This is a genomic window from Vibrio sp. ABG19 (assembly GCF_029962385.1).
In the GTDB taxonomy this organism is placed as follows: Bacteria; Pseudomonadota; Gammaproteobacteria; order Enterobacterales; family Vibrionaceae; genus Vibrio; species Vibrio ostreae.
In genome coordinates this window covers 961428-987679 of record NZ_CP071708.1, presented here as the reverse complement: position 1 = coordinate 987679, position 26252 = coordinate 961428, and the positions used below count along the sequence as shown (strand labels likewise).

Sequence of the window (26252 nt, the reverse complement as noted above, 5' to 3'; positions counted from 1 at the left end):
CCTTGATCTGGTGGGCTTTTTTGTGTTGTCAGGTTGGGCGTATACTGAACGTATGTTGATCAATCTCTCATCACTATGAATAATTCATTACGTATCTGGTTTGACGCCGCTCGCCCTAAAACGCTGCCGTTGGCACTGGTGTCGATTTTTACCGGCAGTGCTCTGGCTTTCTCATCCGGCCGTTTTACTCCGGCGATTGCGGTGCTGGCGCTGTTAACCGCGACGCTGCTGCAGATCTTGTCTAATCTTGCTAATGACTACGGTGATGCCGTCAAAGGCACCGATAATGAAAAACGGCTCGGTCCGATGCGGGCCATCCAGTCTGGTGAGGTATCACTGGCCGATATGAAGCAGGCGATCATCATTAATGTGGTGCTGACCATTGTTGCCGGTCTGGGACTGGTGCTGTATGCCCTCGACAGTCTGCAAAGCATTCTGGTCTTTATTGGTCTGGGCGTACTGGCGATGGCGGCGGCGATTGCGTATACCGTGGGTAATAAGCCCTATGGCTATGTTGGCCTGGGTGATTTGTCGGTGTTTATCTTTTTTGGTCTGCTCGGCGTATCCGGCACTTATTTTCTGCACACCGGCTCGATTGACTGGAGCCTGTTTCTGCCCTCGTTAGGTTGCGGTCTGCTGGCGGTCGCGGTGCTCAATGTCAATAATATGCGTGACATCGAGAATGATGCTGAATGCGGTAAGCGGACCGTGGCAGTACGTCTGGGTCAGCAACGCGCCAAGCACTATCACTTTCTGCTCCTGGCGGGTGCGCTGGTGGCATTTGGCGGCTATCTGCTGATGCAGAGTAAACCGGTCTGGATCAGCCTGCCGTTTCTGCTCAGCCTGATTATTGTTACCCGCCACAGCCGTGCGGTATGGGCGACCCAAAAGCCGGCCCAGATTGCCCCTATGCTACCGGCGATCGTCAAATGTTCGCTGGTGACTAACCTTTTGTTTGTTGGGGTAGTTATCGCGCAAACTCTGACGAGTTAATGTGCACAATGTCATTGCATTGACTCAACGACCCGATATACTCGTTTAAAGACTGTTCGCAAAGAGACTCAAGCTATGGAATATAACACCTCTGCGTTATGTGATATCTATCTCGACCAGGTGGATGTGGTAGAACCCATGTTTAGCAATTTTGGCGGCTGTGCTTCCTTCGCGGGGCAGGTCACGACCATTAAATGTTTTGAAGATAATGGTCTTATCCGCGAAACCCTCGAGCAGGACGGCCTGGGCCGGGTACTGCTGATTGATGGGGGCGGCTCACTGCGTCGTGCGCTGATTGACGCTGAACTGGCGGCATTGGCGGAAGAGAACGAATGGGAAGGCATCGTGGTCTACGGCTGTGTACGTGAAGTCGACGAGCTGGAAGACATGAGTATCGGCATTCAGGCCATGGCCTCGATCCCGGTTGGTGCCACCGCGCAGGGGATTGGTGAAGTGGATGTACCGGTCAATTTCGGTGGCGTCACTTTCCTGCCGGAAGATTATCTCTATGCGGACAATACCGGTATCATCTTGTCACAAGAGCCGCTCAACAGTGGTCTCGACGGTGAAGAAGATGAAGTGCTGGAAGAACTGGAAGAGATTCTGGACGATGACGACAGACTGCTCTGATCGTTACTGAAATTAAGCCGGCCTGACAGCCGGCTTTTTTGTCGCCACCAGACAGTGAGCTTGTTGCTGGCAGACAGATTACTGCTGGTAGATAGCTTACGGCTGACAGAGATCTAGTGATGCGGCTTAAGGGTCGCAATGCGACTGACGTGTTGGCTTAGTGCGTCGCCGCGGAGCTGCCTGCTTGGTGGTGCGCGGCGCTAAAACGGCGGCGCAGCAGCACGGCGTACAGATAACCGAACACGCCGCCGAGGACATTGCCGCAGGCAATACCGATAAATAACCCTTCAATATCGAACAGCCATGACCCAAGCCAGGCCGCAGGCAGGGTAAACACAAACAGACGCATAAAACTCCACTGAAACGCCTTGAGCGGCAGATGCAGGGCATTCAGCGCTGATACCAGCATCATTACCACTCCCTGACAGCCGTAGCTGAACGGCACCACCAGCAGGTAATGCCATAACAGATCACGCACCGCCTGCTCTTGTGAGAACAGCGCCGCGAGCGGAATGCTCAGTGGCAGCATCATGATAAAAATCATCAGTTGAAACAGCAGGGCAAAACGCAGGCTGAGGAACAGGCCGGCAAAACTGCGCTGCGGATTCCCCGCGCCCAGATTCTGCGCCATAAACGGCGTGAGCACCGAAGTCAGCGACATCAGTACCAGGATCAGAATGGATTCAATCCGCTGTGCCGCACCATAAGCTGCCACCGCTGCCGTACCGTGACTGGAGAGCAGCTTCATCAGCAGTGCGCCGCAGATAGGGTTCATGGCGGTGGAGAGCGCGGCCGGAGTACCGATTTTCAGGATCTGGCGCCAGTCGTGCAGCAAATAATTGAGGCGCGGCACAGCCAGCAGGTGTTCGCGTTTGATCAGCACATACCCGGAGCCGAGCAGAGCGCCGAGCCAGGATACAGCGCTGGCAATCGCCGCACCCTGCATGCCCAGTTCGGGAAACGGACCGTAGCCAAAGATCAGCAACGGATCGAGGCCGCCGTTAATCGCTCCGGCTAGCAGCATCATTTTCGCCGGTGTTTTGGTGTCACCGGTGGCGCGAATCGCGCTGTTGCCGGCCATCGGGATCACCAGCAGCGGAATCGTCAGGTACCACACCTGCATATACTGTTCGATCAGCGGCAGTAGCTCAGGTTTGGCGCCCAGTGCCAGAAACAGCGGCTCGATAGTGAAGAAGCCGCTGAGTGAGGCGAGCGTGACCAGACACACGGCCAGGATCAGACCATGAGTGGCAAAACGGGCGGCATTCGGGGCTTCGCCCTGGCCGAGCAGACGGCCGATGCTGGTCGATAGGCCAACGCCGATGCCCATGGTGATACAGTTGACGGCAAACGTGACCGGAAAGGTATAACTGATCGCCGCCAGAGCATCTGTACCGAGCAGAGAGATGAAAAAGGTGTCGACCAGATTGAACATCAGAATCGCTATCATGCCGACGACCATAGGGAGGGTCATCTGGCGCAATACCAGCGCAATCGGTGCCGAGAGCAGGCCGTGTTTATCGTTCATATCTGTTTCTGCAAGCCGGTTGGTGATGTATGAAGCCGCCGGGAGACTCGCGCCTGTGGGCTCAGATGAAGACGGATAGGCGAGTGTGGCAGCGCAATATAATAAGGATACCTGATATTGGCGGGGGGCACTAGCACGCTGACGGTAAGGCGCAGCAACGAAAAAAGGCCGGCAAGCCGACCTTTTTTAGCGTTAAAAGCGATTAAGCTTTGGCTTTTGCTGCTGCTTTAGCAATCGCGGCAAAGCTTTTCGCATCCAGAGATGCGCCGCCAACCAGAGCACCGTCGATGTCTGGTTGGGCGAAGTAAGCTTCTGCGTTTTCTGGTTTTACTGAACCGCCGTACTGGATGATCACTTGCTCAGCCACCGCTGCGTCTTTGGCTGCGATCAGGGCGCGGATAGAAGCGTGGATGCGCTGTGCATCGTCTGCAGTCGCTGCTTTACCCGTACCGATTGCCCAGATTGGTTCGTAAGCGATGATAGCGCCGTTCAGGGCTTCTACGCCGTAAGCGTCGATCACTGCGTTGATTTGACGTGCGCATACCGCTTCAGTTTCGCCCGCTTCGTTTTGTGCTTCAGACTCACCGATACAGAAAACCGGAGTCAGGCCGTTTTCTTTCAGGAACGCAAATTTCTTCGCGACGAACTCGTCTGATTCGTGGTGGTATTCACGACGCTCTGAGTGACCGATGATGATGTGAGAAGCACCGAAATCTTTCAGCATAGCCGGAGACATATCGCCAGTGAACGCACCGCTGTTGTTCAGGTCAGTGTTTTGTGCACCCAGGATCATCTTGTTGCCGCCTTCTGCGATCAGACGCTCAGCCAGATCCAGGTAAAGTGCCGGTGGCGCGACTGCCACGTCAACACCAGTTACACCTTCAAGTTCTGCATTCAGGCCAGCCAACAGTTCAGTCACCATTGCTTTGCTGCCATTTAGTTTCCAGTTCCCCATCACTACAGGACGACGCATAGGAATATCTCCAATTTCAATTAATAAAAAAAACCTGATTGCGACTGAATATAACAGATAAAACTGAGCAGATCATGACTCCGGTCATGACTTTCTGGGATCTTATCCAGTGCCGCACGTGTGCGGCAGTGATCTGCTATACAGAATAGAGGGGATATGCTCGGATTTTGTGCTGCGACTTGCTATTAGTGTCAGTTTACTATGATGAAATGACGTAACAGGGAAGTGACTATGCCTAATTTGGTGCTGGAGTACTCTAATTCAGTTGAGGAGCGCGTCAATGTGCAGGGGCTGCTGGAAGATCTCCATCAAGTGATGATTGAGTCCGGATTATTTGATGTGCTGACGGTGAAATCACGCACCCTGCGCTGTCATCACTGGTTGATTGGCGATCAGGCCGACAGTGAAGACTTTATTTATATCAGTGTCGAAGTGATGTCCGGTTACAGCGCTGAGCAGAAGCAGGCGTTATCGCAGCAGTTGATGCAAGTGCTCGACAGCCAGACCGGGCAGGTACGCAGCTTATCGGTCAGTATTCGTGAATTGGATCAGGCCTGTTTCCGTAGTGTGATGCATTGACATTCCGCCAGCCCGGGCCCAAAGGAGAGGTTATGTCGTTAAGAGTTATGTCTTTGGATTCACAATCGTTACAGCAGTTGCTGTTCTCTTTTCAGGGCCGGGTCGGGCGGCGTACCTTCTGGATCTGGAATCTGTGCTACTACCTGAGCATCGTGGTCTTTATTCAGCTGTGTCACCGTCTGGTGCCGGGGCTGGCTCCGGTCCTAATCCCTTTGCTGCTGCTGGTATTACTCATCCCCGATCTGGCTGTCACCGCCAAACGCTGGCACGATCGCAATAAAACCAGCTGGTGGTTGCTGCTCAATGTGCCGCTGGTGATCGGGCGTATGATGGTGCCGGGCGCCGAAGATGACATGGCCACCACGCCGACCTTGCTGGATACCGGAGCGACCCTGCTGGCGCTGCTGTGTGGCAGTTGGATTTTAATTGAGTGTGGCTTGTTACCCGCCGTTGAAGACAACAACCGGTTCGGCCCGCCGGAGCAGGGCTGAAACCGCTGACTTATCGCTCCGCTTGGGAGGATACCCTGGCATCCCCAGGATGCCCAGGATGAGTGTTAGCGCCAGGTGTCATTGCGCGGCCGGAATGGAATAACCTGCGCTTCACTTTGTTCATCCAGATCGCCATCCAGTGCATTGCGGAATTTTACCATCTGCATCGACAGTTCGCGCATCAGGGTCACATTGGCGTGGTCGGGATTTTTGCAGTGACTGAGGATCAGGTCGATGTGGCTCTGCTGGGCCTGCAGTCTGGCCTGCATGGTATCTGAGGCCGACTGAATCATCTCCTGACACATGGTGTGCTTAAAGCGGTTGAATCCATCCGGATCGGTTTTGGCCATTTCGACCAGTTCATCAAACGGTGGCAGCGTCTGCAGGGCTTCATGGGTATGTGGGGGGGACATGGCTTGCTCCTGTGCCAGCATGGCATTGATGATGTTATCAATACTTCAAGCATAAGAGACAAAACGGCATACTGCCTGGCGGCTATGGGGGCTTCTCAAAAATGAGACAGCGCTGTTGGTGTGACGGCCAGTCAGCGCCTGATCAGAGCGGATAAATCTGGTAGGTACAGCGCCGCTCACCGGCAATGATATGTTCACTGCGCTCCACCCGGCATTCATCGCCGAGCAGGCGCTGAAACACGTTGAGCTCTGACTGACACAGATTCGGACAGCGTTGGGCGGCTTTACAGATAGGGCAGTGGTTTTCCACCAGCAGATAGCCCTGCTCGGTCTGTTCTAGTTCGGCCATGTAGCCTTCCTGCTCGCGCAGTTCGACCAGTTTTTCCAGCTTCGCGGCCAGATCGGGGCAGTGTTGCACCGCTTGCTGATACTGGGCCAGTGTCTGCGCTTCACGCTCGGCCGCGACTTTAGCTAGCCCTTCTTTACCGAAAATGTGTTCTACCGCTTCGATAACCTGAATGGTCAGCTCGCCGTGGCGGTCGGCAAACTGATCATGGCCCTGTTTGGTCAGGGACCAGTGGCGGGTCGGACGGCCGACTTTGACCTTCACATCATGAAAGGCCAGAACACCGTCATCTTCTAAGGCCTGCAGGTGCTGACGGGCCCCCATGGTGGTGATCCCTAAGTCTTCGGCAAGCTGTTTGGCGGTCACGGCACCTTCACGTTTGATGGTGTGTAAAATCCGGTCGATCGTCTTCATCATTTCCCTCTTATTCCTCTGATCTATTATGGATAATCAGGTTAATAAAGCAAATTATTTACTATACACGGGCAAGGAAAACGTGCCGCAGTGCAGTGGCTGATGAATGACTGCGCAGATTCGTTAATTTCATCACATTTTTTTCACTTCACCCCCTTGGGTTATGCTGTTTTATCCCCCACATATCATTCACAAGCTGGTCACCCAGCGTTACATCAACCAAATGGAAATTTAATCAGGAGAGACGACCGATGAATATTCGTCCATTACATGACCGAGTTATCGTTGAACGCCAAGAAGTTGAATCTAAATCTGCTGGTGGAATTGTTCTCACTGGTTCTGCAGCTGAAAAGTCAACGCGCGGTAAAGTGCTTGCAGTAGGTAAAGGCCGCATTCTCGAAAACGGTACAGTTCTGCCTCTGGACGTGAAAGTTGGCGATGCAGTGATTTTTGCAGAAGGCTACGGCACCAAGTCAGAAAAAATCGACGGCAAAGAAGTACTGATTCTGTCTGAGAACGACATTCTGGCAATCGTTGAGTAATTGCTCCGAATCAAAACGATTAATTAAAACCGAATTCAAGAGAGGAAATACAAAATGGCTGCTAAAGACGTAAAATTTGGTAATGACGCTCGAGTAAAAATGCTGGAAGGTGTAAACGTTCTGGCTGATGCAGTAAAAGTAACCCTGGGCCCTAAAGGCCGTAACGTGGTACTGGACAAATCTTTTGGTTCACCAACGATTACTAAAGATGGTGTATCTGTGGCGCGTGAAATTGAACTGGAAGACAAATTCCAGAACATGGGCGCACAAATGGTGAAAGAAGTGGCGTCGCAGGCAAATGACGCAGCAGGCGACGGTACCACTACCGCGACTGTACTGGCACAGGCTATCGTCAACGAAGGTCTGAAAGCCGTGGCTGCGGGCATGAACCCGATGGATCTGAAGCGCGGTATCGACAAAGCGGTCATCGCGGCCGTTGAAGAGCTGAAAGCGCTGTCTGTTCCATGTGCAGACAACAACGCCATCGCGCAGGTAGGTACCATCTCTGCCAACTCTGATTCAAGCGTTGGTAACATCATTGCTCAGGCGATGGAAAAAGTCGGCCGTGATGGCGTGATCACCGTTGAAGAAGGTCAGGCTCTGCAGGACGAGCTGGACGTTGTAGAAGGTATGCAGTTTGACCGCGGTTACCTGTCTCCTTACTTCATCAACAACCAGGAAGCGGGCAGCGTTGATCTGGAAAACCCGTTCATCCTGCTGGTTGACAAGAAAGTGTCTAACATCCGTGAACTGCTGCCAGTTCTGGAAGGTGTCGCGAAAGCATCTCGTCCGCTGCTGATCATCGCAGAAGACGTAGAAGGCGAAGCGCTGGCAACACTGGTTGTCAACAACATGCGTGGTATCGTGAAAGTCGCCGCAGTGAAAGCTCCTGGTTTTGGCGATCGTCGTAAAGCGATGCTGCAGGATATCGCAATTCTGACTGGCGGTACTGTTATCTCTGAAGAGATCGGTCTGGAACTGGAAAAAGCGGTTCTGGAAGATCTGGGTCAGGCGAAACGTGTCACCATCACCAAAGAAAACACCACGGTTATCGACGGTGCCGGTGAAGAAGCCGCGATTCAGGGCCGTGTGGTTCAGATTCGTCAGCAAATCGAAGAAGCAACTTCTGACTACGACAAAGAGAAACTGCAAGAGCGCGTGGCTAAACTGGCTGGCGGTGTTGCGGTCATCAAAGTTGGCGCAGCCACTGAAGTTGAAATGAAAGAGAAGAAAGACCGCGTTGAAGATGCACTGCACGCAACTCGTGCAGCGGTAGAAGAAGGCGTCGTTGCTGGTGGTGGTGTGGCTCTGATCCGTGCTGCATCGAAACTAACTGAACTGACTGGCGACAACGAAGAGCAGAACGTCGGTATCCGCGTTGCTCTGCGTGCGATGGAAGCTCCAATCCGTCAAATCACTAAGAACGCAGGCGATGAAGAGTCTGTGGTTGCCAACAACGTGAAAGCGGGTGAAGGTAACTATGGTTACAACGCAGCTACTGGTGAATACGGCGATATGATCGCAATGGGTATTCTGGATCCAACCAAAGTAACCCGTAGCGCACTGCAATTTGCAGCGTCTGTTGCTGGCCTGATGATCACCACTGAAGCTATGGTGACTGAACTGCCACAGAAAGACGGCCCATCAATGCCTGACATGGGCGGTATGGGTGGCATGGGCGGCATGATGTAATGCGACAAGGGTCGCATTTGACCGTTCCTTGGTGTTAATCACTAAGGTGAGCAGAAATATCAGTAGATATAACTGCTCTAGCTATCACCTGAGGATGTAAGGATAGCGCTCTCCCAAGAGTTCCTCGCCACTACACCACTCGCCGGAAACGGCAATTAGGAAACAAGTGTTGAGGCAGCCATGCTGCCTCACTTTTCACTATGATCACGTATCTCCTGAAGGCGAAGCCTAAAGGTTAAGAACGTGAGCGGGAAACCGCCATTTAGGAAAATAAAACTTGGGACCGACATATCTGACAACGTCTGATATGCCCTCCACTTAAAAGCACTGGCTTCTTAGCAGAACTCGGTAATTTACTGTGTTTCATCACAAGAAGACGCGCTTCACGGTCAAAAACGACTGAAGCTTGTGTGTTGTATTGTCTTACCTTCAGCAGCAGTTTGAATGGATAAGACCAACTTTGTAGCAAGTTGTAGCCTAGGGATAGTGCGAATCTGGTAACGGATTGGTGCGAAGCTTCCTGACAATGTACCCCCTGAAAAGGTGCAATCTCTGCGTGAGCAGAATTGTGGATATCGCTAATGACAAGCGGTTGAGGGGCTAGGCTTGGTTATAGGGTTAACGTACGTGAACTGTTGATAAACAACGTCAGCCGCGTTGAGCGAAAGGTCTTTGTTACGCTCTGACCAAAAGGTATGTGGACAGGTTCTTCCTTTTGCATCTAGGAAGACGCTACTGTTGTGCCACCGTTGAATAGACAGAACCTAAGTAACTATTTGTACACACACAGGAACTTGGTAAGCCCAATTATCCGCCCAAGTGGCAGGTGACTCGTAAGAGAAGCTGTTGGATAAGTGGGTATGGGAACGATGGAAAAAGCGAATGCTTGGCTGTAATGGTCAGGATAGAGGTTCAGACTTTGCCTTAACTCGAAAGAGTGCAGACTTCCATTAGGTCTTTAATCGTAAGATGGCTTGTAAAGCTGAAGGCCGGTTAATGTTATTACGTTAACCGGAAACAATCCCCCCTAGGGTGAATGACATTTCACCCGTAGGGGAGATCTGTCTTCATTTCTCATGGGGGGCCCACCATGAGGAAAGCAAGATGAGTAGCACACAGTGTTTACCTGCATTCTCACACCAGAATGATGGCTGGCATGCCCTAGATTGGAAACGATGCCATCAGACAGTGAAGAAGCTACAAGTGCGGATTGCGAAAGCAACGCAAAGGAAAAACTGGCGACAAGTAAAGCAACTGCAGCGAATGCTTGTGAAGTCCTTTTCTGCCAGAGCATTAGCGGTTCGAAAGGTTACAGAGAACCGTGGTAAGAAAACACCCGGTGTGGACGGAGAAATCTGGAATACACCGCAATTGAAATGGGAAGCGATACATAATCTCAGTCGCAAAGGTTACAAACCGATGCCACTAAGACGTGTTCATATTCCTAAGGCTAACGGCAAAACCCGACCACTGGGAATACCGGTTATGCGTGATAGAGCAATGCAGGCATTGTACCTGTTAGCTCTAGAACCCTTGTCGGAAACCACAGCGGACAGGAACAGCTACGGCTTTCGTCCTCACCGCGCTTGCGCTGATGCGATCGAACAATGTTTCGTGAATCTCAGTCGCAAGGCGAGTGCCCAATGGGTACTGGAGGGGGATATCAAAGGGTGTTTCGACCATATCAGTCATGACTGGCTTATCGCTTATGTCCCTATGGATAAGGCGATATTGAAGAAATGGCTGAAAGCTGGATTTATGGAATCTGGAAGTTGGAATCCTACGGAGGCAGGCACACCACAAGGAGGGATTATTTCTCCTGTGCTGGCCAACATGGCTTTGGATGGACTTGAAGAGGTATTGGAATCTCATTTTGGGAGGAAGAACACCAAGGCGAGTTACAAAACTAAGGTCAACTATGTGCGTTATGCGGATGACTTCATCATTACCGGAATCTCGCAAGAGCTGCTGGAAAATGAAGTGTTACCCACAGTCGAAGCCTTTATGGCGGAGCGTGGGCTGACGCTATCGAAGGAAAAGACGCTGATTACACATATAGAGCAGGGGTTCGATTTCCTTGGGCAGAATGTGCGTAAATACAACGGTAAGATGCTAATCAAACCGTCGAAGAAAAACGTACAGACACTGCTGAAAAACATACGGGATTATCTCAACAGCCATAAAACGACTCCGGCTGCGGCGATCATTGCCAAGCTGAATCCGATGATTCGGGGATGGTGTAACTACCACCGCTGGATTTGTGCAAGTGAGACGTTCAAGTATGTGGATTACCGGATCTGGAAAATGCTCTGGAAATGGTGCCGACGCATTCATTCCAATCGCCGAAAACGCTGGATTAAGAACAAGTATTTTAAGACAGTGGGTGAGAGGAGTTGGGTGTTCAGCGCACCAAGACCGAAAGGGGAAGAGGGATACTATCGTCTGCTTCACGCAGCGAGAGTAAAAATCGACAAGCATGTGAAAATTCGGGCAACAGCCAATTGTTATCTACCGGAAGACGAGCAGTATTTTGAACGTCTGAAGATGCAGAGATTGAAGAAATCTTTGTCGGGTAACATGAAGTTGTGGAAGATTGTCGAGAGGCAAAATTTCCAATGTGCGGTCTGCCAACAGACGTTCAACTCAGAAGATGAATGGGATATTCACCACATCATCCGACGGGTTGACGGGGGCACCGACGACAGTTCGAATTTGATGATGTTGCATGTGAATTGTCATCGCTCAATTCATAGCAATTGATTGGATATTTAATGTGCAATATAATCAATTTGAAACCCAAGTTGTGGAAATCCAAGGAGGTTATTTTGACCCAGTTTTTGGACTTCCCCAAGTTGTTCTCAATGTAACGGCATTGAGTCCTGACCGGAAGGGGATCAATATGAGACTAGAAGTTAAAAAGGGAAGGTGGTAACCCCCTTTACCAGATGGCCGTTACCGGAGGTTAATGACTTTGAAACAGTAGAGAAGGTCAGGCAATTTCTGACGTTAAGATAATACTTAGTAAAAGGATAGTTGCTAGTAGTTAAGGTATTGGAAGTGATTTCCTTACGTTTAGCTGATTCAACACACGTTGTTTACTAACTATATCCAATGACTAATGTTGTTGAACAAAAACTTTACTTGTCTCGACCGATTTATAAATGCATTACAGTAGCGTTGCTGGCCTATCCGATGGTTAGGCTTATAAGGGCTTGAGCCGTATGCGGGGAAACTCGCACGTACGGTTCTTAGGGGGCGGTGGCACAGCAATGTGCCGCTGCTACCCGACATCATCCCCTGATGCAGAAGAGAGCCGGAGTGAACACTCCGGCTTTTTTATGCCTGTTTGCCAGGCTGGCAGTAAAGATTTGTGCGCAGTGAAATGACACAAGCACTGGTAATTCGGCGGCGCTTTTTGCACACTAATCGGCTCTTACCAAGGAAGGACGTTATGCAGATTCAACAGCTTAAACACCAGACCGAATCGGTCTCACTCACCATAGAAAAGTGGCAGCTTACACCTGGTCAGCACTGGGGCATGTTCTCGACCCACAGTAACGCCGCGTCTTTGCTGGTGCGGGTTTTAAGTGGTGAACTCAGCCCGCAGCAGGGTACAGTGACCGGTTTGCCTGAGAGTATTGCCTGTGTTTCGCTGCATGAACAGCAGCGTCTGCTCGATCTGGAACTGGCTAACGATGATACCGATTTTATGGACCGCATCGACTACGGTTCGAGTGTGGAACAGCTGGTGCGCGACACCGGCTGCAGTGCTGAGGAGCTGGAGCTGTTGCTGCAACAGACGGACCTGCTGGCTTTGCGTCAGCGCGGCTTTCGTCAGCTCTCGACCGGGGAAACCCGCCGGGTGATGCTGGCCCGCGCGATGGCGCTTAAACCACAATTGCTGATCCTCGATGAACCTTATTCCGGGCTGGATATCGCCCACCGGGCCCATCTGTCTGAACTGCTTGAGCAACTGGCACTGCAGATGCAACTGCTGATCGTGACTGCGCGCGAAGACGAGCTGCCACCGTTTATCACTGATGTGGCGCTGTTCGATGAGCAGAAACTGGTGCAGACGTTAACGCGTGCTGACTGGCTCAGCCACCCATTAATGGCGCAGATGAAAGCGCTGTCAGAGCAGAAAAGTGATGCCATGCTGGCGCTGATGCAGGCGCATCAAAGTCCGCATGCGTACCCCGACCCGCTGGTGGAGATGAATAACGTCACCGTCGAGTATGTCGATGCGCCGATTTTCCACGGCGTGAACTGGCGGATTGAACGCGGTCAGCACTGGCAGGTGCGCGGGCCGAACGGCTGCGGTAAAAGTACCTTACTGGGCCTGATTCTCGGTGACCATCCGCAGTGTTACAGCAATGACATTCGTGTGCTGGGTATGCAACGCGGTAGCGGCGAAACCATCTGGGATGTCAAAAAGCACATTGGTGTGGTGTCGTCGGCACTGCACCTGCAGTATCGGGTCAATTGCAGCGCGCTGGAAGTGCTCGTGTCGGGTTTTTATGACTCGATTGGTCTGTATCAGCAGCCGAGTAAAAAAGAGATCCTCCTGGCGCGTGAGTGGCTTGGGATGCTGGAGATGGCCGAGCTGGAAAAAGTCGGATTCCGCTCACTGGGTTATGGCCAGCAGCGCCTGCTGCTGATTGGCCGTGCGCTGATCAAACAGCCGGCTTTGCTGATTCTGGATGAGCCGTATCAGGGGCTGGATTTTCTCAATCGCAAACTGGTATACCATGCTCTGAACCGGATTGCCTCAAGCCAGATTAGCCAGTTGCTGTATGTGACTCACCACGAGGAAGATGCGCTGGATGCGGTGCATCATTTTGTCGACTTTGTCGCTGACAACGGACAGGGCTACCGGGTCGACATCCACTCGCGCAGCGGGCGGTAAGTCATAAAAAAAGCGTTGCCGGGGCAACGCTTTTTTATAGGCCATTTTTTACCGGCCATTGTTAGCGATCACTTTTGTCGGCTAATGGCGACGACGCAGGCGCTGATGCACACCGCGGCGCAGGCTCTGGAAAGTATTCTCGACTTTGTCGACCCCGTACAGCACACTCAGTACCAGTACAGTGATCATCACGGACTGGGCCATATAGCCAAGACCAATCATCAGGCCGAGCGCCGCCAACACCCAAATTACCGCGGCTGAAGTCACGCCATGAATCTTACCATCCTGGGCCATCATTACCCCGGCGCCGAGAAAACCAACCCCGGTAATGATCTGACCCAGTACCCGCGCCTGATCAAGCGTATTGGGAGAAAGGGAGACGGCCATGGCCATAAACAGGTAGGTGCCGGAGATAATCAGAATCGAGGTGCGAATACCGACCGGCTTACCGCGTGTCTGGCGTTCGACGCCAATCAGAAAACCATTGATGGCACAACACATCAGCGCAGGCCAACTGAACGGCCCGAAATCAAACAAAAAATCCAGCGCAGACATGTCGCCCTCCACAGATGCTGGGAAAGGGCGAAGTATGCGTTTTATTGCGTTGAGATGCGAATAAAAGCTTTTAGTGGTGTGGATAAAAAACGCTTGTAAAGCCGGGCCTGACGCGCTTATTCCAGGTGCAGATCGAGCGGGGTTTTGCTCTTGCGGCCACCGATTTCACGGGTCAGTTTAGGCACCAGATAGCCGGACACCCGGGTCATGACTTCCGCCATAATCGCTTTTGCCTGCTGATCGCTGATAAAGAAATGCGCCGCGCCCTGTACTTTATCCAGCACGTGCAGGTAATAGGGCAGAATGCCGGCATCAAACAGGGTTTCGCTCAGTTCAACCTGGGCATCGACACTGTCGTTAACCCCTTTTAGCATCACCCCCTGGTTGAGCAGGGTCACATTGACCGCACGCAGACGGGCCATCTGCTGTTTCAGTTCGAGGTTAATTTCGTTACCATGATTGATATGGGTCACCATGATGACCTGCAAACGGGTCGTGGCGAGCAGATCGACCAGTTGATCGGTAATGCGGGCCGGGATCACCACCGGCAGACGTGAATGAATGCGCAGCCGTTTGATGTGCGTAATGGCACCAATCGCGTTAATCAGCCAGGCCAGTTCATGATCTTTGGCCATCAGCGGATCACCGCCGGACAGGATCACTTCATTCAGCTCCGGATGCGCGGCGATGTAGTCCAGGCTGTGTTGCCAGGTGGTTTTGTTGCCCTTGTTATCGGCATAAGGAAAATGGCGTCGGAAACAGTAGCGGCAGTTAATCGCACAGCCGCCTTTGACGATCAGCAGCGCGCGGTTACGGTACTTATGCAGCAGGCCGGGCGTGGTATTGTTCTGCTCTTCGAGTGGATCGCTGGAGTAGCCGGTATGCACTTCAAACTCTTCACTGAGCGGCAAAACCTGGCGTAGCAGCGGGTCGTACGGATTGCCTTTTTGCATCCGATCGACAAAACTTTGTGGTACGCGCTGTGCGAACAGCTGACGTGCTGCAAATCCGTTTTGCCAGGGCTTGGGATCGATCTCGAGCTGCTGGAGTAACTGCGCGGGATCGGAGATCCCATTCGCAAGCTGTTGAATCCAGTTTTGCTCAACAGATTCGACTTTTCGGGTTATGATGTGCGGCATTAAACTTTAACTCGAAGAATGTAAGAGGAAATAATGGCTACTGTTAGCACGAATGAATTTAAAGGCGGTCTTAAAATTATGCTTGATAATGAGCCTTGTGTCATTCTCGAAAACGAGTATGTAAAACCAGGCAAAGGTCAGGCGTTCAACCGCGTACGAATCCGTAAACTGCTTTCTGGTAAAGTTCTGGAAAAAACATTCAAATCTGGTGACACTGTTGAAGTCGCCGACGTGATGGATATCGATCTGGACTACCTGTACAACGACGGTGAGTTCTACCACTTCATGAACGCTGAAACGTTCGAGCAGATCCCGGCTGATCTGAAAGCTGTTGGCGAAAACGCAAAATGGCTGGTAGAGAACAACACTTGTACTCTGACCCTGTGGAACGGTAACCCAATCACGGTCACTCCACCAAACTTTGTGGAGCTGGAAGTGACGGAAACTGACCCAGGTCTGAAAGGTGATACTCAGGGCACCGGCGGTAAGCCTGCGACTCTGAACACCGGCGCAGTAGTGCGTGTTCCTCTGTTCATCCAAATCGGTGAAGTCATCAAAGTCGACACTCGCAGCGGTGAATACGTCAGCCGCGTGAAGTAATCCTTCCGGGTATGACTGTGAGTCAAAAGGCCGCTGATGCGGCCTTTTTTACGTCCTGAGCAAGCTGGCATCTGAGTAATCTTCGGAAAAACTATATTCATCAGGATAAATATTCGACTATTCCTTTGTGTCTTAAATTGTTACATTTACCTCCGTTATCAATTGGCTGGTTAAGTTATTGGTTTATAAATATTTATATCAAAAATAACCATAACAAGGAGAATCAAAATGAACAGTGCGGACCTGGCAAAAGGTTTGAAAGTCGAACAGCGACGTCAGCTGATCCGTCGCGGACTCAAAGCGGCAGTGGTGGGTATTCCGGTTTTGGCGGTGGCCTTAACCATCAACAGCTCGGTATTGATGACTGATGCCGGCTACAGTTACGTGCACCAGAATAATATTACCGGTGAGTTGGATGTGTTTACCGAACCAGGTATTCATTTCCGGATGCCGTTTTTGTCCAAAATTACCCAGTATGACCAGGTGATCACGGTGTCATTTGGCAACAATACCGGAGAAGATTTTTATCAGCGTCTCGATCCGGTTCAGGTGCGTTTCGCCGATACTTACATCGGCCAGATCCCGGTGACGTTCCGTTTCAAACTGAGCACCGATCCCCAGGCGCTGATTAAAATGCACCGCGAATTTCGTAACAACAGCAATTTAATTGACGCACTGCTGGTCAAAAATGCCCGCAACGTTACGGTGATTACCGCCACCCAGTATACCGGCGAAGAATTCTTCCAGGGCGGTCTCAACCAGTTTAAATCTAAGCTGGGCGATCAATTACGCGAGGGAATTTATCTGACCGAACGTCGTCAGGTCGAAGTAGAGGAGATGGATCTGGCTCCGGTGGGAATGAATCAAAGCAATCCGAACCAATTGCAACGGACCAATCAACTGGTGTGGAAAACCGTGCCGGTGCTGGATAGTACCGGGCAGCCAATCCGCCAGGACAACCCGCTGCTGCAGTACGGCATTCATGTGACCCAGGTGACGATTGGTGATCCGCAACCGGAAACCCAGCTTGATCAATTGCTGGCTGATAAAAAGCGGTTGGTAGCAGATCGTATCCGCGCCATCCAGGAGCAGGAAACATCCAAAGCTCAGGCCGAAACTGAACAGCTGCGAAAAGAAATTCAGCGTACCCGGGAAGTGCAGGATGCGCAGCGTCAGAAAGAACTGGCGTTGATCTCGCAGCAGAAAGACGTTGAGGTCGCACGTCAGATAGCGGAGCGTGAGATTGTCGAAGTAGAAAAAACCAAGCGTCTGGCTGAGGTTGAGAAAGAGAAAGAGCTGGCGATTGCAGAAGCGAACCTGGCGATTCAGAAAGCGAATGCCTTGTCATCCGAGTACGAAGCTAAAGCCATTCTGGAAAAAGGCCGTGCTGAGTCGGAAGTGTTAAAAGCCAAATACGCCGCGTTGGGGGCCAACCGGGAAGTGTACCTGGCAGAGCTGCAACGGGATGTGGCCAACTCACTTTACAGCAATCTGCAGAACTTCCAGGTGCAGATGCCGCAGAATTACATCGGCGGTGGCGAGGCAAGCGGGCTGAAAACCAACCTGGATGTGATTACCGGTTTCGGCGCACTAGGCCTGATGGACCAAACCAAGAAAGTCGTCAGCAAATAACCGGCTCAGCCACGGGCGAGCATTTACAAACCACAAGGCGGGCTCAAAGCCCACCTTGTTCATTTCTATTTTAAATCATCAGGATAAACACCACCGCTAACACGCTGAACAGCGCGGCGATGCCGTAGCAGGCGATTTTGCCGATCAGGCCAGTGTGTAGCTTAAGATCGTGCATACCGTGATGAACGCGGTGCATGGCGTGCCACATCGGCAGGGCGATAGTGGCGATGACAAACAGGGCCCCGATAATGCTGGTGGCAAAGTCGGCGACGCGTTCATAGCTCAGGGCTGCGCTGTCAATCACACCAAGTGGCACCAGAATACCGAGTACCAGAATCGTGATCGGAGTGACCATGGCAAACCAGGTACCGCCGGCACCGAACAATCCCCACCATACCGGTTCGTCTGAACGTTTTGGATTGGTATTAATCACAACAGGCTCCTTACACCAGAATGAGAACAAGCAGTGAGATCACCGCCACCGCGGCCCACTGCGTGACAACGATGACGCTTTTTTCTACCAGTTTGCCCTTGAGGCGAATCGGCATCACCTGCGGCACCATGGAGAAAAAGGTCTGCGCGTGCAGCAGGCTGCCGGCCAAAGCCACGATGTTGATGGCCACCACAACCGGATTAGCCATAAAGGCCAGCCAGCTGTGCCAGGCATCAGCACCTTTGACCAGCGATGCAAGGCCAATTAGCACAAACAGCGTGAACAGAATCAGCGGCAGTACTGTCGCTTCGCGCAGCATGTAGAAGCGGTAAAACGGATGATTCTGCCACCAGGTGCGTTTTACTTCACGCACATAAGGTTTACGGTTCGTCATCATCAGGCCTCCTGTGTTTTCACTGAACCGTCCGGCTTCAGCATCGCGATAACAAAATCCATCGATGACTCGACTTTACCCTGGTTGACGGCGGCAGCCGGATCGACATGTTTCGGACACACTTCCGAGCAGTAGCCGACAAAGGTACAGCCCCAGGCACCATTTTCACCATTAATCAGCTTCATCCGTTCCGCTTTGCCGTGGTCACGGCTGTCGAGGTTATAACGATGGGCCAGAGTCAGCGCGGCCGGACCGATAAATTCTGGATTGAGGCCGAACTGAGGGCAGGCGGCGTAACACAGGCCGCAGTTGATGCAACCGGCGAACTGTTTGTACTTTTCCATCTGCTGCGGGGTCTGCAGATTGGTGCCGTCTTCCGGTTTACGGTCGTTGCCGATGATGTAGGGTTTGATGGCTTCGAGACGCTCGATAAACGGTGTCATGTCGACGATCAGATCTTTTTCAATCGGGAAGTTGGCCAGTGGCTCGATTTTGACCCCGTTCGGGTAGTCACGCAGGAAACTTTTGCACGCCAGTTTCGGCACCCCGTTGACCATGATGCCGCATGAGCCACAGATAGCCATCCGGCATGACCAGCGGTACGAGAGCTGTTTATCGAGATGGTCTTTGACGTAACCAATCGCATCGAGGACCGACATGGTCTCATCAAACGGTACTTCAAACGCCTGCAGATAGGGCTCGTTGTCACGCGCCGGGTCGTAGCGCAGAATTTCGACTTTCTGAATACGGTTAGCTGACATTAGTTCTGCTCCTGTGCAATCTGCGCGGCTTCTGCGGCGGCGGCTTGTTCGGCGGCTTCACCGTACAGGCGGGCTTTCGGTTGCGACTTGGTAATAGTGACCGGGCTGTAATCGATCTTCGGAGCGGCGCCAGCCTGATAATAGGCCAGTGAGTGACGCAGGAAGTTGACGTCATCCCGTTCGGTACAGCCTTCATCCAGGCGCTGGTGAGCACCGCGTGACTCTTTGCGCAGAATCGCGGAATGAACCATGGCTTCGGCCACTTCCAGGCCGTAACCGACCTCAATCGCGTACAGCAGATCCGTGTTGAACACCTTACCCTGATCCTGGATGCTGATATGCTGGTAACGCTGTTTCAGCTCCGCCAGCTTGTCAATGGTTTGTTGCATCAGATATTGCTCGCGGTAAATACCACAGCCGGCTTCCATCGCATGGCCCATTTCCGTGCGGATATCGGCCCAGTTTTCATCGCCCTGCTGATTGAGCAGGGCCTGAATGCGGGCTTCAACGGCTTCGACCTGCTGCGCAATGGCGCTGTCATTCCAGCCCTGGAACGAGGCGGCGCGCTGCACGGCGTGTTCACCGGCGACGCGGCCAAACACCACGAACTCAGCCAGCGAGTTGGAGCCGAGGCGGTTAGCGCCGTGCAAACCGACCGAGGCACATTCTCCGACCGCAAACAGGCCGCGGATACGGGTTTCACACTGGCCGTTGGTTTCAATGCCGCCCATGGTGTAGTGCACGGTGGGACGAATCGGGATTGGCTCTTTAGCAGGGTCGACGTTGACGTATGCCTTAGCCAGTTCACAGATGAACGGCAGACGCTCCTGCAGATACGCTTCACCCAGATGACGCAGATCGAGATGGACCACGTCGCCGAGCGGATGCTTAATGGTGTTGCCTTTTTGCTGCTCGTGCCAGAAGGCCTGTGACACTTTGTCACGCGGGCCAAGCTCCATGTATTTGTTTTTCGGCTCGCCGACCGGTGTTTCCGGACCCATGCCGTAATCCTGCAGGTAGCGGTAGCCATTTTTGTTGACGATAATCCCGCCCTCACCGCGACAGCCTTCCGTCATCAGGATACCAGTGCCCGGCAGTCCGGTTGGGTGGTACTGGACAAACTCCATGTCGCGCAGTGGTACGCCGTGGCGATAGGCCATCGCCATACCGTCACCGGTAACGATACCGCCGTTAGTGTTACAGTGGTAAACCCGGCCGGCACCACCGGTGGCCAGGACGACGGATTTGGCTTTGATCGTAACCAGTTCACCTTCGGACATGTGAATCGCGATCAGGCCCTGGACTTCGCCGTCCACCACCAGCAGATCAACCACAAAGTACTCATCAAAGCGTTTGATTTGCGGATATTTCATTGAGGTCTGAAACAGGGTGTGCAGCATATGGAAGCCGGTTTTATCGGCGGCAAACCAGGTGCGCTCGACTTTCATGCCCCCGAAACGGCGCACGTTGACTTCGCCGTTTTCTTTACGGCTCCACGGGCAGCCCCACTGTTCCATCTGGATCATTTCGCGGGTTGAGTTGGCGACGAAGTATTCCACCACGTCCTGTTCGCACAGCCAGTCACCGCCGCCGACGGTGTCGTTAAAGTGGTTGTCTAAGCTGTCTTCTGCTTTAACCACCGCCGCTGAGCCGCCTTCGGCTGCTACGGTATGGGAACGCATGGGATAGACTTTGGAAATCAGTGCGACTTCTAAATTCGGGTTCGCTTCGGCTGCGGCAATTGCCGTACGAAGACCAGCGCCGCCAGCGCCGATGACTGCGATATCTGTGGTGAGAGTTTGCACAGTTATCCTCCGGTGTATTGAGATTTGGGCGAGGCCGGACACGAGCCTCTTAATTATAATCAGCAGCGGGTTGGCTTCGGGAAAGAGACGGGAGCTGGCACTCGCTGCGCACCACCTGTACCTAAGTGGTAGAGCTAGTGTAGAAGAGGCCAGCGGGGCAAATATTGATTGGGTTGGACTTTTGTGGCGGTATTGCACATGCGAGCATATTTAATGCTGCAGGTGTGAGTTTGATCACGTCACTGTTTGGAATTTGTTCTCCAGCAGGTAGAATTGGCGGCTTGTGCGTAGTGAAGAAGAACAAATATGAGCCAGCCAGAGTGGATGCCAACGGCATCAATCCAGCAACTTAAGCAGCGTGCCGCGCTGCTGAATACTATCCGGCAGTTTTTTGCTGCCCGTGATGTCCTTGAGGTCGATACGCCGGCCATGAGCCACGCCACGGTGACTGACGTCCACCTGCATACTTTTCAGACCGAGTTTGTCGGGCCGGGTTATGCTGATGGCGGGCATCTGCATCTGATGACCAGCCCGGAGTTCCACATGAAACGCTTGCTGGCCGCCGGCAGCGGTTCGATTTACCAGATAGGTAAAGCCTTTCGCAATGAAGAGAACGGCCGTTACCACAACCCGGAATTTACCATGCTGGAGTGGTACCGGGTCGGATTTGACCATCACATGTTGATGGATGAAATGGAGGCGCTGCTGCAACTTGTGCTTGGCATCGGCGCCGCTGAGCGCATGACCTATCAGCAGGCATTTATCACTGTGCTCGGTGTTTGCCCGCTGCAAGGCAGTATGACGGAACTTAAACAGGCGGCGGCGCAACTCGGCCTGAGTGATATCGCTGAGCCGGAGCAGGATCGCGATACCCTGCTGCAACTGCTGTTCAGTATGGGCATCGAGCCGCACATCGGCCAGCAGGTCCCGGCGTTTGTGTATGACTTTCCGGCCTCTCAGGCGGCGCTGGCCAAAATTAACCCGCACGACGCGCGGGTGGCTGATCGCTTCGAGGTCTATTTTAAAGGCATTGAGCTGGCGAACGGCTTCCATGAACTGGATAACCCGGCCGAGCAACTGGCACGTTTTGAGGGCGACAATGCCAAGCGTTTAGCAATGGGACTGACGGCGCAGCCGATCGACTACCACCTGATTGCGGCGCTGCAGGCCGGACTACCACCCTGTGCCGGTGTTGCGCTCGGTGTTGATCGCCTGATCATGCTGGCGCTGGGCGAAGATCATATTGATAAGGTGACGGCGTTTCCGTTTCCACGCGCGTAAAGCCCGGTCACGGACGGCGGATCCCGGTAACATCCGGGATCAATTTCGTGGCCTGGGTCAGGGATTCTGCGCGCTAAGCGCTCGCGTCATGCGGGCAACCTCGCTATACTCCTTGACTGTTTTGAACCACCATTGCAAGAGCACAGGATATGCAAGAATACATTGAGTTTTTTCAACAGAACATGATCCTATCGTTGGCCTGGGTAGGTATTTTGGTGGCGTTGATCGTTACCACGTTTAAATCCGCTACGGCCGCCTACAAAGAAGTGAGTGCCTCTCAGGTGACTCAACTGATGAACCGTGAAAATGGTGTGGTGGTTGATATTCGTACCAAAGACGAATACAAACGTGGCCATATTACTGACTCAGTTCACATTTTACCGTCAGACATCAAAGCCGGTAATCTGTCTGCCCTTGAAAGTCATAAATCAGACCCAATCATTGTGGTATGCAAGACCGGTCAGACGGCGCGTCAAAGCGCTGAGCTGTTAGCCAAAGCAGGATTCGAAAAAGTGAATCTGCTCAAAAATGGCCTGGTCGCCTGGAACGAAGCGAATCTGCCGCTGGTACGTGGCAAGAAGTAATTCCGGGGCAACAAAACACGGTTGTAATGGTGGCGGTGGTGCTGGTTGCAAAGTCAGCACCCACTCGCACTGGATGTGATGGCCGGCACGGAATGACGCATCGTTCTAGTGCCGCAGCACGCTCTCGGTTAGTCTCCCCACCATTATGACCCGAATTTATCTGTATTAAGGACAAAATCATGGCTGAAGCAGCACAACAACAAGCTCCGCAACAAAACTTCGCAATTCAACGCATCTATCTGAAAGATGTGTCGTTTGAAGCACCGAACTCGCCAACCATGTTCCAGAAAGAGTGGAACCCGGATGTGAAACTGGATCTGGATACGCAGAGCCGTGAACTGGGCGAAGGTGTCTACGAAGTCGTGCTACGTCTGACTGTGACAGTGAAAAACGAAGAAGAGAACGCGTTCCTGTGTGAAGTACAGCAAGCGGGTATCTTTACGGCTGAAGAGATGGAAGCCGGTCAGTTGGCTCATTGCCTGGGTGCATTCTGCCCGAACATCCTGTTCCCGTACGCACGTGAAACTATCTCAAGCCTGGTGGTAAAAGGTACTTTCCCACAACTGAACCTGGCACCAGTTAACTTTGATGCGCTGTTCATGAACTATCTGCAACAGCAGGCTGGTCAGGAAGAAGCGCAAGCTTAAGCGCTGCGGGTTTCTGACTCATCCGGGCCGGCGGTGCGACAACCGGCGGCTTATTGAATGCACAACGCACTGACACATCAAGGTGCGGTGTGCATTTTTGTTTTCACTCAGGGAAAACAGACGAATGCGCCTGCACCTCGCGCTGTTTTGGGTATAGAATAACAAAACCGATGACCAAGCCCCGGGCTTTGGTGCATCTGAGCATAGCTATCAGGCGGAACAATGAGCGATTCACAAACAAATAATGCCGACGGTAAAGCGATTTCAATGAGCGTGATCGGTGCGGGCTCTTACGGTACCTCACTGGCGATATCTCTGGCTCGTAACGGAGCTAACGTGGTGTTGTGGGGACATGACCCTGAGCACATGGCGCGTCTGCAAGCCGATCGGGCCAACCACGCCTTTTTGCCGGGTATCGATTTCCCGCCATCTCTGATCATTGAAGCTGATTTGCAAAAGGCGGTGCAGGCGAGTCGTGATTTGTTGGTCGTGGTACCCAGCCATGTGTTCGGTATTGTGCTCAACAGCCTGCAACCTTATCTGCGCGAAGATACCCGTATCTGCTGGGCAACGAAGGGGCTGGAGCCGGAAACCGGCCGTCTGCTGCAGGATGTGGCTCGTGAAGTGCTGGGGGATAACCATCCACTGGCGGTGCTGTCCGGTCCGACGTTTGCCAAAGAGCTGGCGATGGGACTGCCGACGGCGATTTCCGTCGCCTCGTCCGATGCCGAGTTCCTGGAGCAGTTGCAGGAGAAAATCCACTGCAGCAAGACCTTCCGCGTCTATGCCAACAGTGATTTCACCGGCCTGCAACTGGGCGGCGCGGTGAAGAACGTGATTGCGATTGGCGCCGGGATGTCGGATGGCATCGGGTTTGGTGCCAATGCGCGCACTGCGCTTATTACCCGCGGCCTGGCGGAAATGAGCCGCCTGGGCGCGGCTCTGGGCGCACAGCCGGAAACCTTTATGGGCATGGCTGGTCTGGGCGATCTGGTGTTGACCTGTACTGACAATCAGTCACGCAACCGCCGTTTTGGTCTGGCGCTGGGTCAGGGCAAAGATGTCGATACCGCACAGGATGAAATCGGCCAGGTCGTTGAAGGTTACCGCAACACCAAAGAGGTGTGGTTGCTGGCGCAGCGTATGGGTGTTGAGATGCCAATCGTTGACCAAATTTATCAGGTATTGTATCAAGGCAAAGACGCGCGTCTGGCCGCTCAGGACTTATTGGCGCGCGACAAGAAAGCAGAACGAGAATGATCACCACCAAGCTGCTTGGTAGAGTTTTGAAGGATTAAAAGAGCTGAGCGGTACGCCGTTGTGCCGAACACAGCCTGAGGCAGAGTGAATAATGAAACAGTGTGCGCAAAGTAAAGTTTGGCAGACCATAGTACAAGAAGCCCGTGAGCAGGCAGAGCAGGAGCCAATGCTGGCCAGTTTCTACCATGCGACCATTATTAAGCATGACAGCCTGGCGGCTGCGTTGAGCTACATCCTCGCTAACCGTCTGGAGACGGCCTCGATGCCGGCGATTGCGGTACGGGAAGTGGTCGAGGAAGCGTTTAAATCAGATCCGGCTATTGCTGAAGCCGCCGCCTGTGATATTTGCGCCACGGTCAACCGTGACCCTGCGGTGTCGATGTATTCTATGCCGCTGCTGTACCTGAAAGGCTATCACGCCCTGCAGGGCCATCGTGTTGCCAACTGGCTGTGGAAGCAAGGACGTCAGGCGCTGGCAACTTATATGCAGAACCAGATTTCTGTCGCGTGTCAGGTGGATATCCACCCGGCGGCACAAGTCGGGCGCGGCATCATGCTGGATCACGCTACCGGTATTGTGATCGGTGAAACGGCCGTGGTCGGCGACGACGTATCGATTCTGCAGGACGTCACGCTGGGCGGTACCGGTAAAGAGAGCGGTGACCGTCACCCGAAAATCCGTGAAGGGGTTATGATCGGTGCCGGAGCGAAAATTCTCGGTAATATCGAAGTCGGCGAGGGCGCTAAAATCGGATCTTGCTCGGTGGTGCTGCAACCTGTGCCGCCACACACGACAGTAGCCGGGGTGCCGGCACGTATCGTCGGCCGGCCAAAAACCCAGAAGCCGTCGCTGGATATGGATCAGCAGTTCAATGGCCGCACTCAGACGTTCACCGGCGGAGATGGCATTTAGGCTTGCTGACCGTAAGTGGTTTAAAATCTGCCTGGGTTGACAGCGTAAGGCGAAAACGAAAAAAGGATGATGCCGGGCATCATCCTTTTTGTTTGCTGTTCGGTTGGTGCGGCTTACGCCATTGCATCCAGTTCCGCAATCACTTCTTCTGCCCAGTTGATCCAGGCCTGGCGAACCAGCAGATTACGGCGTAGCGTCAGACGCTCCAGACGTTGCTGCTTATCCATTACCGCCGGATTGGCGTAGTAAGCCGACTCAATCTCTTTGTAGTGAGTCACCAGCTTACGGGATTCTTCAATCAGCTCGCCCAGTTGAGCCCGGTAAGGGTGTGCAGGCTGAACGGCACAAGCCATCAATTTAGCACTGAATTCATCCCTTACTGTCGGATGCGCGGTCGGCTGATCGAACCATTCGCCCAGAGCGCTGCGGCCTGCGTCCGTAATCGAATAAACTTTACGGTCAGGTTTGCCTTCCTGCGGTTCCAGGACACAAGTTACCAGGCCCTGCTGACCCATTTTATTCAGTTCACGGTAGACTTGTTGGTGGCTGGCTTTCCAAAAATAGCCAATGCTCGCAGAAAACTCTTTGGTGATATCGTAGCCGGTTGCATCGCGAGTGCTAAGAACAGTAAGGATAACGTGTGGTAATGACATGTCTTCAATCCAAATGGTTAATAAACTTTTTACACCAGATTCAGCTATCGTGGGTACTCTGCGGTACTCTCTGATGCAGTGCCTGATT

The 26252-nt window shown here is 52.8% G+C and carries 26 protein-coding genes; 15 read left to right on the top strand and 11 right to left on the bottom strand.

Going from position 1 to position 26252, the window contains the following annotated elements:
- Positions 1–75 precede the first annotated feature (75 nt).
- Positions 76–993: a 1,4-dihydroxy-2-naphthoate polyprenyltransferase gene (locus tag J0X00_RS10755; protein WP_136485339.1), complete on the top strand. Its 918-nt coding sequence runs from the start codon at positions 76–78 to the stop codon at positions 991–993.
- Between the two features lie 75 nt (positions 994–1068).
- On the top strand, positions 1069–1623 hold the full coding sequence (rraA, locus tag J0X00_RS10750; RefSeq protein WP_136485337.1) for a ribonuclease E activity regulator RraA: 555 nt from the start codon (positions 1069–1071) through the stop codon (positions 1621–1623).
- A gap of 157 nt (positions 1624–1780) precedes the next feature.
- On the opposite strand, the gene J0X00_RS10745 is transcribed toward rraA, so the two are convergent.
- Positions 1781–3151: an MATE family efflux transporter gene (locus tag J0X00_RS10745; RefSeq protein WP_282478037.1), complete on the bottom strand. Its 1371-nt coding sequence runs from the start codon at positions 3149–3151 to the stop codon at positions 1781–1783.
- A 202-nt stretch (positions 3152–3353) separates the two neighbouring features.
- The gene (tpiA, locus tag J0X00_RS10740) at positions 3354–4124 is read right to left on the bottom strand and encodes a triose-phosphate isomerase (RefSeq protein WP_136485333.1); all 771 of its coding nucleotides are present in this window, start codon (positions 4122–4124) and stop codon (positions 3354–3356) included.
- 231 nt (positions 4125–4355) lie between these two features.
- On the opposite strand from tpiA, the gene J0X00_RS10735 reads away from it, so the two are divergent.
- Both J0X00_RS10735 and J0X00_RS10730 read left to right on the top strand, forming a co-directional pair.
- Positions 4356–4703 carry a 5-carboxymethyl-2-hydroxymuconate Delta-isomerase gene (locus J0X00_RS10735; protein ID WP_136485331.1) on the top strand — a complete coding sequence of 116 codons (348 nt, stop codon included), beginning with the start codon at positions 4356–4358 and terminating at the stop codon, positions 4701–4703.
- Between the two features lie 32 nt (positions 4704–4735).
- Positions 4736–5194 (top strand): DUF805 domain-containing protein, encoded by a 459-nt coding sequence (locus J0X00_RS10730; RefSeq protein ID WP_256612378.1) that lies wholly within the window; start codon positions 4736–4738, stop codon positions 5192–5194.
- Positions 5195–5259: 65 nt separating this feature from the next.
- Here J0X00_RS10730 and J0X00_RS10725 read toward each other — a convergent pair whose 3' ends face one another.
- Both J0X00_RS10725 and J0X00_RS10720 read right to left on the bottom strand, forming a co-directional pair.
- The gene (locus J0X00_RS10725; protein ID WP_136485329.1) at positions 5260–5607 is read right to left on the bottom strand and encodes a DUF3135 domain-containing protein; all 348 of its coding nucleotides are present in this window, start codon (positions 5605–5607) and stop codon (positions 5260–5262) included.
- A 142-nt stretch (positions 5608–5749) separates the two neighbouring features.
- On the bottom strand, positions 5750–6367 hold the full coding sequence (locus tag J0X00_RS10720; protein ID WP_218563461.1) for a metalloregulator ArsR/SmtB family transcription factor: 618 nt from the start codon (positions 6365–6367) through the stop codon (positions 5750–5752).
- 251 nt (positions 6368–6618) lie between these two features.
- Between J0X00_RS10720 and J0X00_RS10715 the strand changes: the two genes are divergently transcribed.
- The 4 genes from J0X00_RS10715 (at position 6619) to modF (ending at position 13507) form a co-directional block, all read left to right on the top strand.
- Positions 6619–6909: a co-chaperone GroES gene (locus J0X00_RS10715; RefSeq protein WP_136485327.1), complete on the top strand. Its 291-nt coding sequence runs from the start codon at positions 6619–6621 to the stop codon at positions 6907–6909.
- A gap of 54 nt (positions 6910–6963) precedes the next feature.
- Positions 6964–8601 (top strand): chaperonin GroEL, encoded by a 1638-nt coding sequence (groL, locus tag J0X00_RS10710; protein ID WP_136485324.1) that lies wholly within the window; start codon positions 6964–6966, stop codon positions 8599–8601.
- A 1104-nt stretch (positions 8602–9705) separates the two neighbouring features.
- Positions 9706–11361 (top strand): group II intron reverse transcriptase/maturase, encoded by a 1656-nt coding sequence (ltrA, locus tag J0X00_RS10705; RefSeq protein ID WP_282478036.1) that lies wholly within the window; start codon positions 9706–9708, stop codon positions 11359–11361.
- Positions 11362–12052: 691 nt separating this feature from the next.
- Positions 12053–13507, top strand: coding sequence for a molybdate ABC transporter ATP-binding protein ModF (gene modF / locus J0X00_RS10700; protein WP_282478035.1), 1455 nt, complete (start codon positions 12053–12055; stop codon positions 13505–13507).
- 81 nt (positions 13508–13588) lie between these two features.
- Here the strand turns inward: modF and J0X00_RS10695 are convergent, their stop codons facing one another.
- Complete coding sequence (locus J0X00_RS10695; RefSeq protein ID WP_136485320.1) at positions 13589–14062, bottom strand: MgtC/SapB family protein; 474 nt, start codon at positions 14060–14062, stop codon at positions 13589–13591.
- Positions 14063–14178: 116 nt separating this feature from the next.
- Entirely contained in the window at positions 14179–15201 is a 1023-nt protein-coding gene (gene epmB, locus J0X00_RS10690) for an EF-P beta-lysylation protein EpmB (RefSeq protein ID WP_282478034.1), read from the bottom strand.
- 33 nt (positions 15202–15234) lie between these two features.
- Here epmB and efp point away from each other — a divergent pair, with 33 nt between their 5' ends.
- Positions 15235–15801, top strand: coding sequence for an elongation factor P (gene efp, locus J0X00_RS10685; RefSeq protein WP_136485316.1), 567 nt, complete (start codon positions 15235–15237; stop codon positions 15799–15801).
- A gap of 228 nt (positions 15802–16029) precedes the next feature.
- A complete protein-coding gene (locus J0X00_RS10680; RefSeq protein ID WP_136485314.1) occupies positions 16030–17433 on the top strand; it encodes an SPFH domain-containing protein in 1404 nt (467 codons plus the stop codon).
- Positions 17434–17503: 70 nt separating this feature from the next.
- Here J0X00_RS10680 and frdD read toward each other — a convergent pair whose 3' ends face one another.
- Genes frdD through frdA form a run of 4 tightly spaced genes read right to left on the bottom strand, consistent with a single transcriptional unit; the run spans position 17504 to position 20826 of the window.
- Positions 17504–17866: a fumarate reductase subunit FrdD gene (gene frdD, locus J0X00_RS10675; RefSeq protein ID WP_218562639.1), complete on the bottom strand. Its 363-nt coding sequence runs from the start codon at positions 17864–17866 to the stop codon at positions 17504–17506.
- 10 nt (positions 17867–17876) lie between these two features.
- Positions 17877–18260 (bottom strand): fumarate reductase subunit FrdC, encoded by a 384-nt coding sequence (frdC, locus tag J0X00_RS10670; RefSeq protein WP_282478285.1) that lies wholly within the window; start codon positions 18258–18260, stop codon positions 17877–17879.
- Positions 18261–18262: 2 nt separating this feature from the next.
- Positions 18263–19021, bottom strand: coding sequence for a succinate dehydrogenase/fumarate reductase iron-sulfur subunit (locus J0X00_RS10665; protein ID WP_136485310.1), 759 nt, complete (start codon positions 19019–19021; stop codon positions 18263–18265).
- The gene (frdA, locus tag J0X00_RS10660; RefSeq protein ID WP_282478033.1) at positions 19021–20826 is read right to left on the bottom strand and encodes a fumarate reductase (quinol) flavoprotein subunit; all 1806 of its coding nucleotides are present in this window, start codon (positions 20824–20826) and stop codon (positions 19021–19023) included. The genes J0X00_RS10665 and frdA overlap by 1 nt, the downstream gene beginning before the upstream one ends.
- Before the next feature lie 306 nt (positions 20827–21132).
- Between frdA and epmA the strand changes: the two genes are divergently transcribed.
- The 5 genes from epmA to cysE all read left to right on the top strand — a co-directional run bounded on the left by epmA (position 21133) and on the right by cysE (position 25511).
- Positions 21133–22107 (top strand): elongation factor P--(R)-beta-lysine ligase, encoded by a 975-nt coding sequence (gene epmA / locus J0X00_RS10655; protein WP_282478032.1) that lies wholly within the window; start codon positions 21133–21135, stop codon positions 22105–22107.
- 149 nt (positions 22108–22256) lie between these two features.
- Positions 22257–22691, top strand: coding sequence for a rhodanese-like domain-containing protein (locus tag J0X00_RS10650; protein WP_136485304.1), 435 nt, complete (start codon positions 22257–22259; stop codon positions 22689–22691).
- A gap of 179 nt (positions 22692–22870) precedes the next feature.
- Entirely contained in the window at positions 22871–23338 is a 468-nt protein-coding gene (secB, locus tag J0X00_RS10645) for a protein-export chaperone SecB (protein ID WP_136485301.1), read from the top strand.
- A gap of 222 nt (positions 23339–23560) precedes the next feature.
- Positions 23561–24598: an NAD(P)H-dependent glycerol-3-phosphate dehydrogenase gene (gpsA, locus tag J0X00_RS10640; RefSeq protein ID WP_136485299.1), complete on the top strand. Its 1038-nt coding sequence runs from the start codon at positions 23561–23563 to the stop codon at positions 24596–24598.
- A 91-nt stretch (positions 24599–24689) separates the two neighbouring features.
- Positions 24690–25511: a serine O-acetyltransferase gene (gene cysE / locus J0X00_RS10635; protein WP_136485297.1), complete on the top strand. Its 822-nt coding sequence runs from the start codon at positions 24690–24692 to the stop codon at positions 25509–25511.
- Between the two features lie 113 nt (positions 25512–25624).
- On the opposite strand, the gene J0X00_RS10630 is transcribed toward cysE, so the two are convergent.
- On the bottom strand, positions 25625–26164 hold the full coding sequence (locus J0X00_RS10630) for a PadR family transcriptional regulator (RefSeq protein ID WP_136485295.1): 540 nt from the start codon (positions 26162–26164) through the stop codon (positions 25625–25627).
- Positions 26165–26252: the final 88 nt, after the last annotated feature.

Bases quoted from the DNA above. Each gene is read 5' to 3' on its own strand.
- J0X00_RS10650 (WP_136485304.1), top strand. From the start codon at position 22,257: ATGCAAGAATACATTGAGTTTTTTCAACAGAACATGATCCTATCGTTG.
- modF (WP_282478035.1), top strand. From the start codon at position 12,053: ATGCAGATTCAACAGCTTAAACACCAGACCGAATCGGTCTCACTCACC.
- rraA (WP_136485337.1), top strand. From the start codon at position 1,069: ATGGAATATAACACCTCTGCGTTATGTGATATCTATCTCGACCAGGTG.
- ltrA (WP_282478036.1), top strand. From the start codon at position 9,706: ATGAGTAGCACACAGTGTTTACCTGCATTCTCACACCAGAATGATGGC.
- J0X00_RS10725 (WP_136485329.1), bottom strand. From the start codon at position 5,607: ATGTCCCCCCCACATACCCATGAAGCCCTGCAGACGCTGCCACCGTTT.
- epmB (WP_282478034.1), bottom strand. From the start codon at position 15,201: ATGCCGCACATCATAACCCGAAAAGTCGAATCTGTTGAGCAAAACTGG.
- efp (WP_136485316.1), top strand. From the start codon at position 15,235: ATGGCTACTGTTAGCACGAATGAATTTAAAGGCGGTCTTAAAATTATG.
- J0X00_RS10665 (WP_136485310.1), bottom strand. From the start codon at position 19,021: ATGTCAGCTAACCGTATTCAGAAAGTCGAAATTCTGCGCTACGACCCG.
- secB (WP_136485301.1), top strand. From the start codon at position 22,871: ATGGCTGAAGCAGCACAACAACAAGCTCCGCAACAAAACTTCGCAATT.
- J0X00_RS10735 (WP_136485331.1), top strand. From the start codon at position 4,356: ATGCCTAATTTGGTGCTGGAGTACTCTAATTCAGTTGAGGAGCGCGTC.
- J0X00_RS10630 (WP_136485295.1), bottom strand. From the start codon at position 26,164: ATGTCATTACCACACGTTATCCTTACTGTTCTTAGCACTCGCGATGCA.
- frdC (WP_282478285.1), bottom strand. From the start codon at position 18,260: ATGACGAACCGTAAACCTTATGTGCGTGAAGTAAAACGCACCTGGTGG.
- J0X00_RS10755 (WP_136485339.1), top strand. From the start codon at position 76: ATGAATAATTCATTACGTATCTGGTTTGACGCCGCTCGCCCTAAAACG.
- gpsA (WP_136485299.1), top strand. From the start codon at position 23,561: ATGAGCGATTCACAAACAAATAATGCCGACGGTAAAGCGATTTCAATG.
- J0X00_RS10680 (WP_136485314.1), top strand. From the start codon at position 16,030: ATGAACAGTGCGGACCTGGCAAAAGGTTTGAAAGTCGAACAGCGACGT.
- J0X00_RS10715 (WP_136485327.1), top strand. From the start codon at position 6,619: ATGAATATTCGTCCATTACATGACCGAGTTATCGTTGAACGCCAAGAA.
- J0X00_RS10745 (WP_282478037.1), bottom strand. From the start codon at position 3,151: ATGAACGATAAACACGGCCTGCTCTCGGCACCGATTGCGCTGGTATTG.
- J0X00_RS10730 (WP_256612378.1), top strand. From the start codon at position 4,736: ATGTCGTTAAGAGTTATGTCTTTGGATTCACAATCGTTACAGCAGTTG.
- J0X00_RS10695 (WP_136485320.1), bottom strand. From the start codon at position 14,062: ATGTCTGCGCTGGATTTTTTGTTTGATTTCGGGCCGTTCAGTTGGCCT.
- epmA (WP_282478032.1), top strand. From the start codon at position 21,133: ATGAGCCAGCCAGAGTGGATGCCAACGGCATCAATCCAGCAACTTAAG.
- cysE (WP_136485297.1), top strand. From the start codon at position 24,690: ATGAAACAGTGTGCGCAAAGTAAAGTTTGGCAGACCATAGTACAAGAA.
- tpiA (WP_136485333.1), bottom strand. From the start codon at position 4,124: ATGCGTCGTCCTGTAGTGATGGGGAACTGGAAACTAAATGGCAGCAAA.
- groL (WP_136485324.1), top strand. From the start codon at position 6,964: ATGGCTGCTAAAGACGTAAAATTTGGTAATGACGCTCGAGTAAAAATG.
- J0X00_RS10720 (WP_218563461.1), bottom strand. From the start codon at position 6,367: ATGAAGACGATCGACCGGATTTTACACACCATCAAACGTGAAGGTGCC.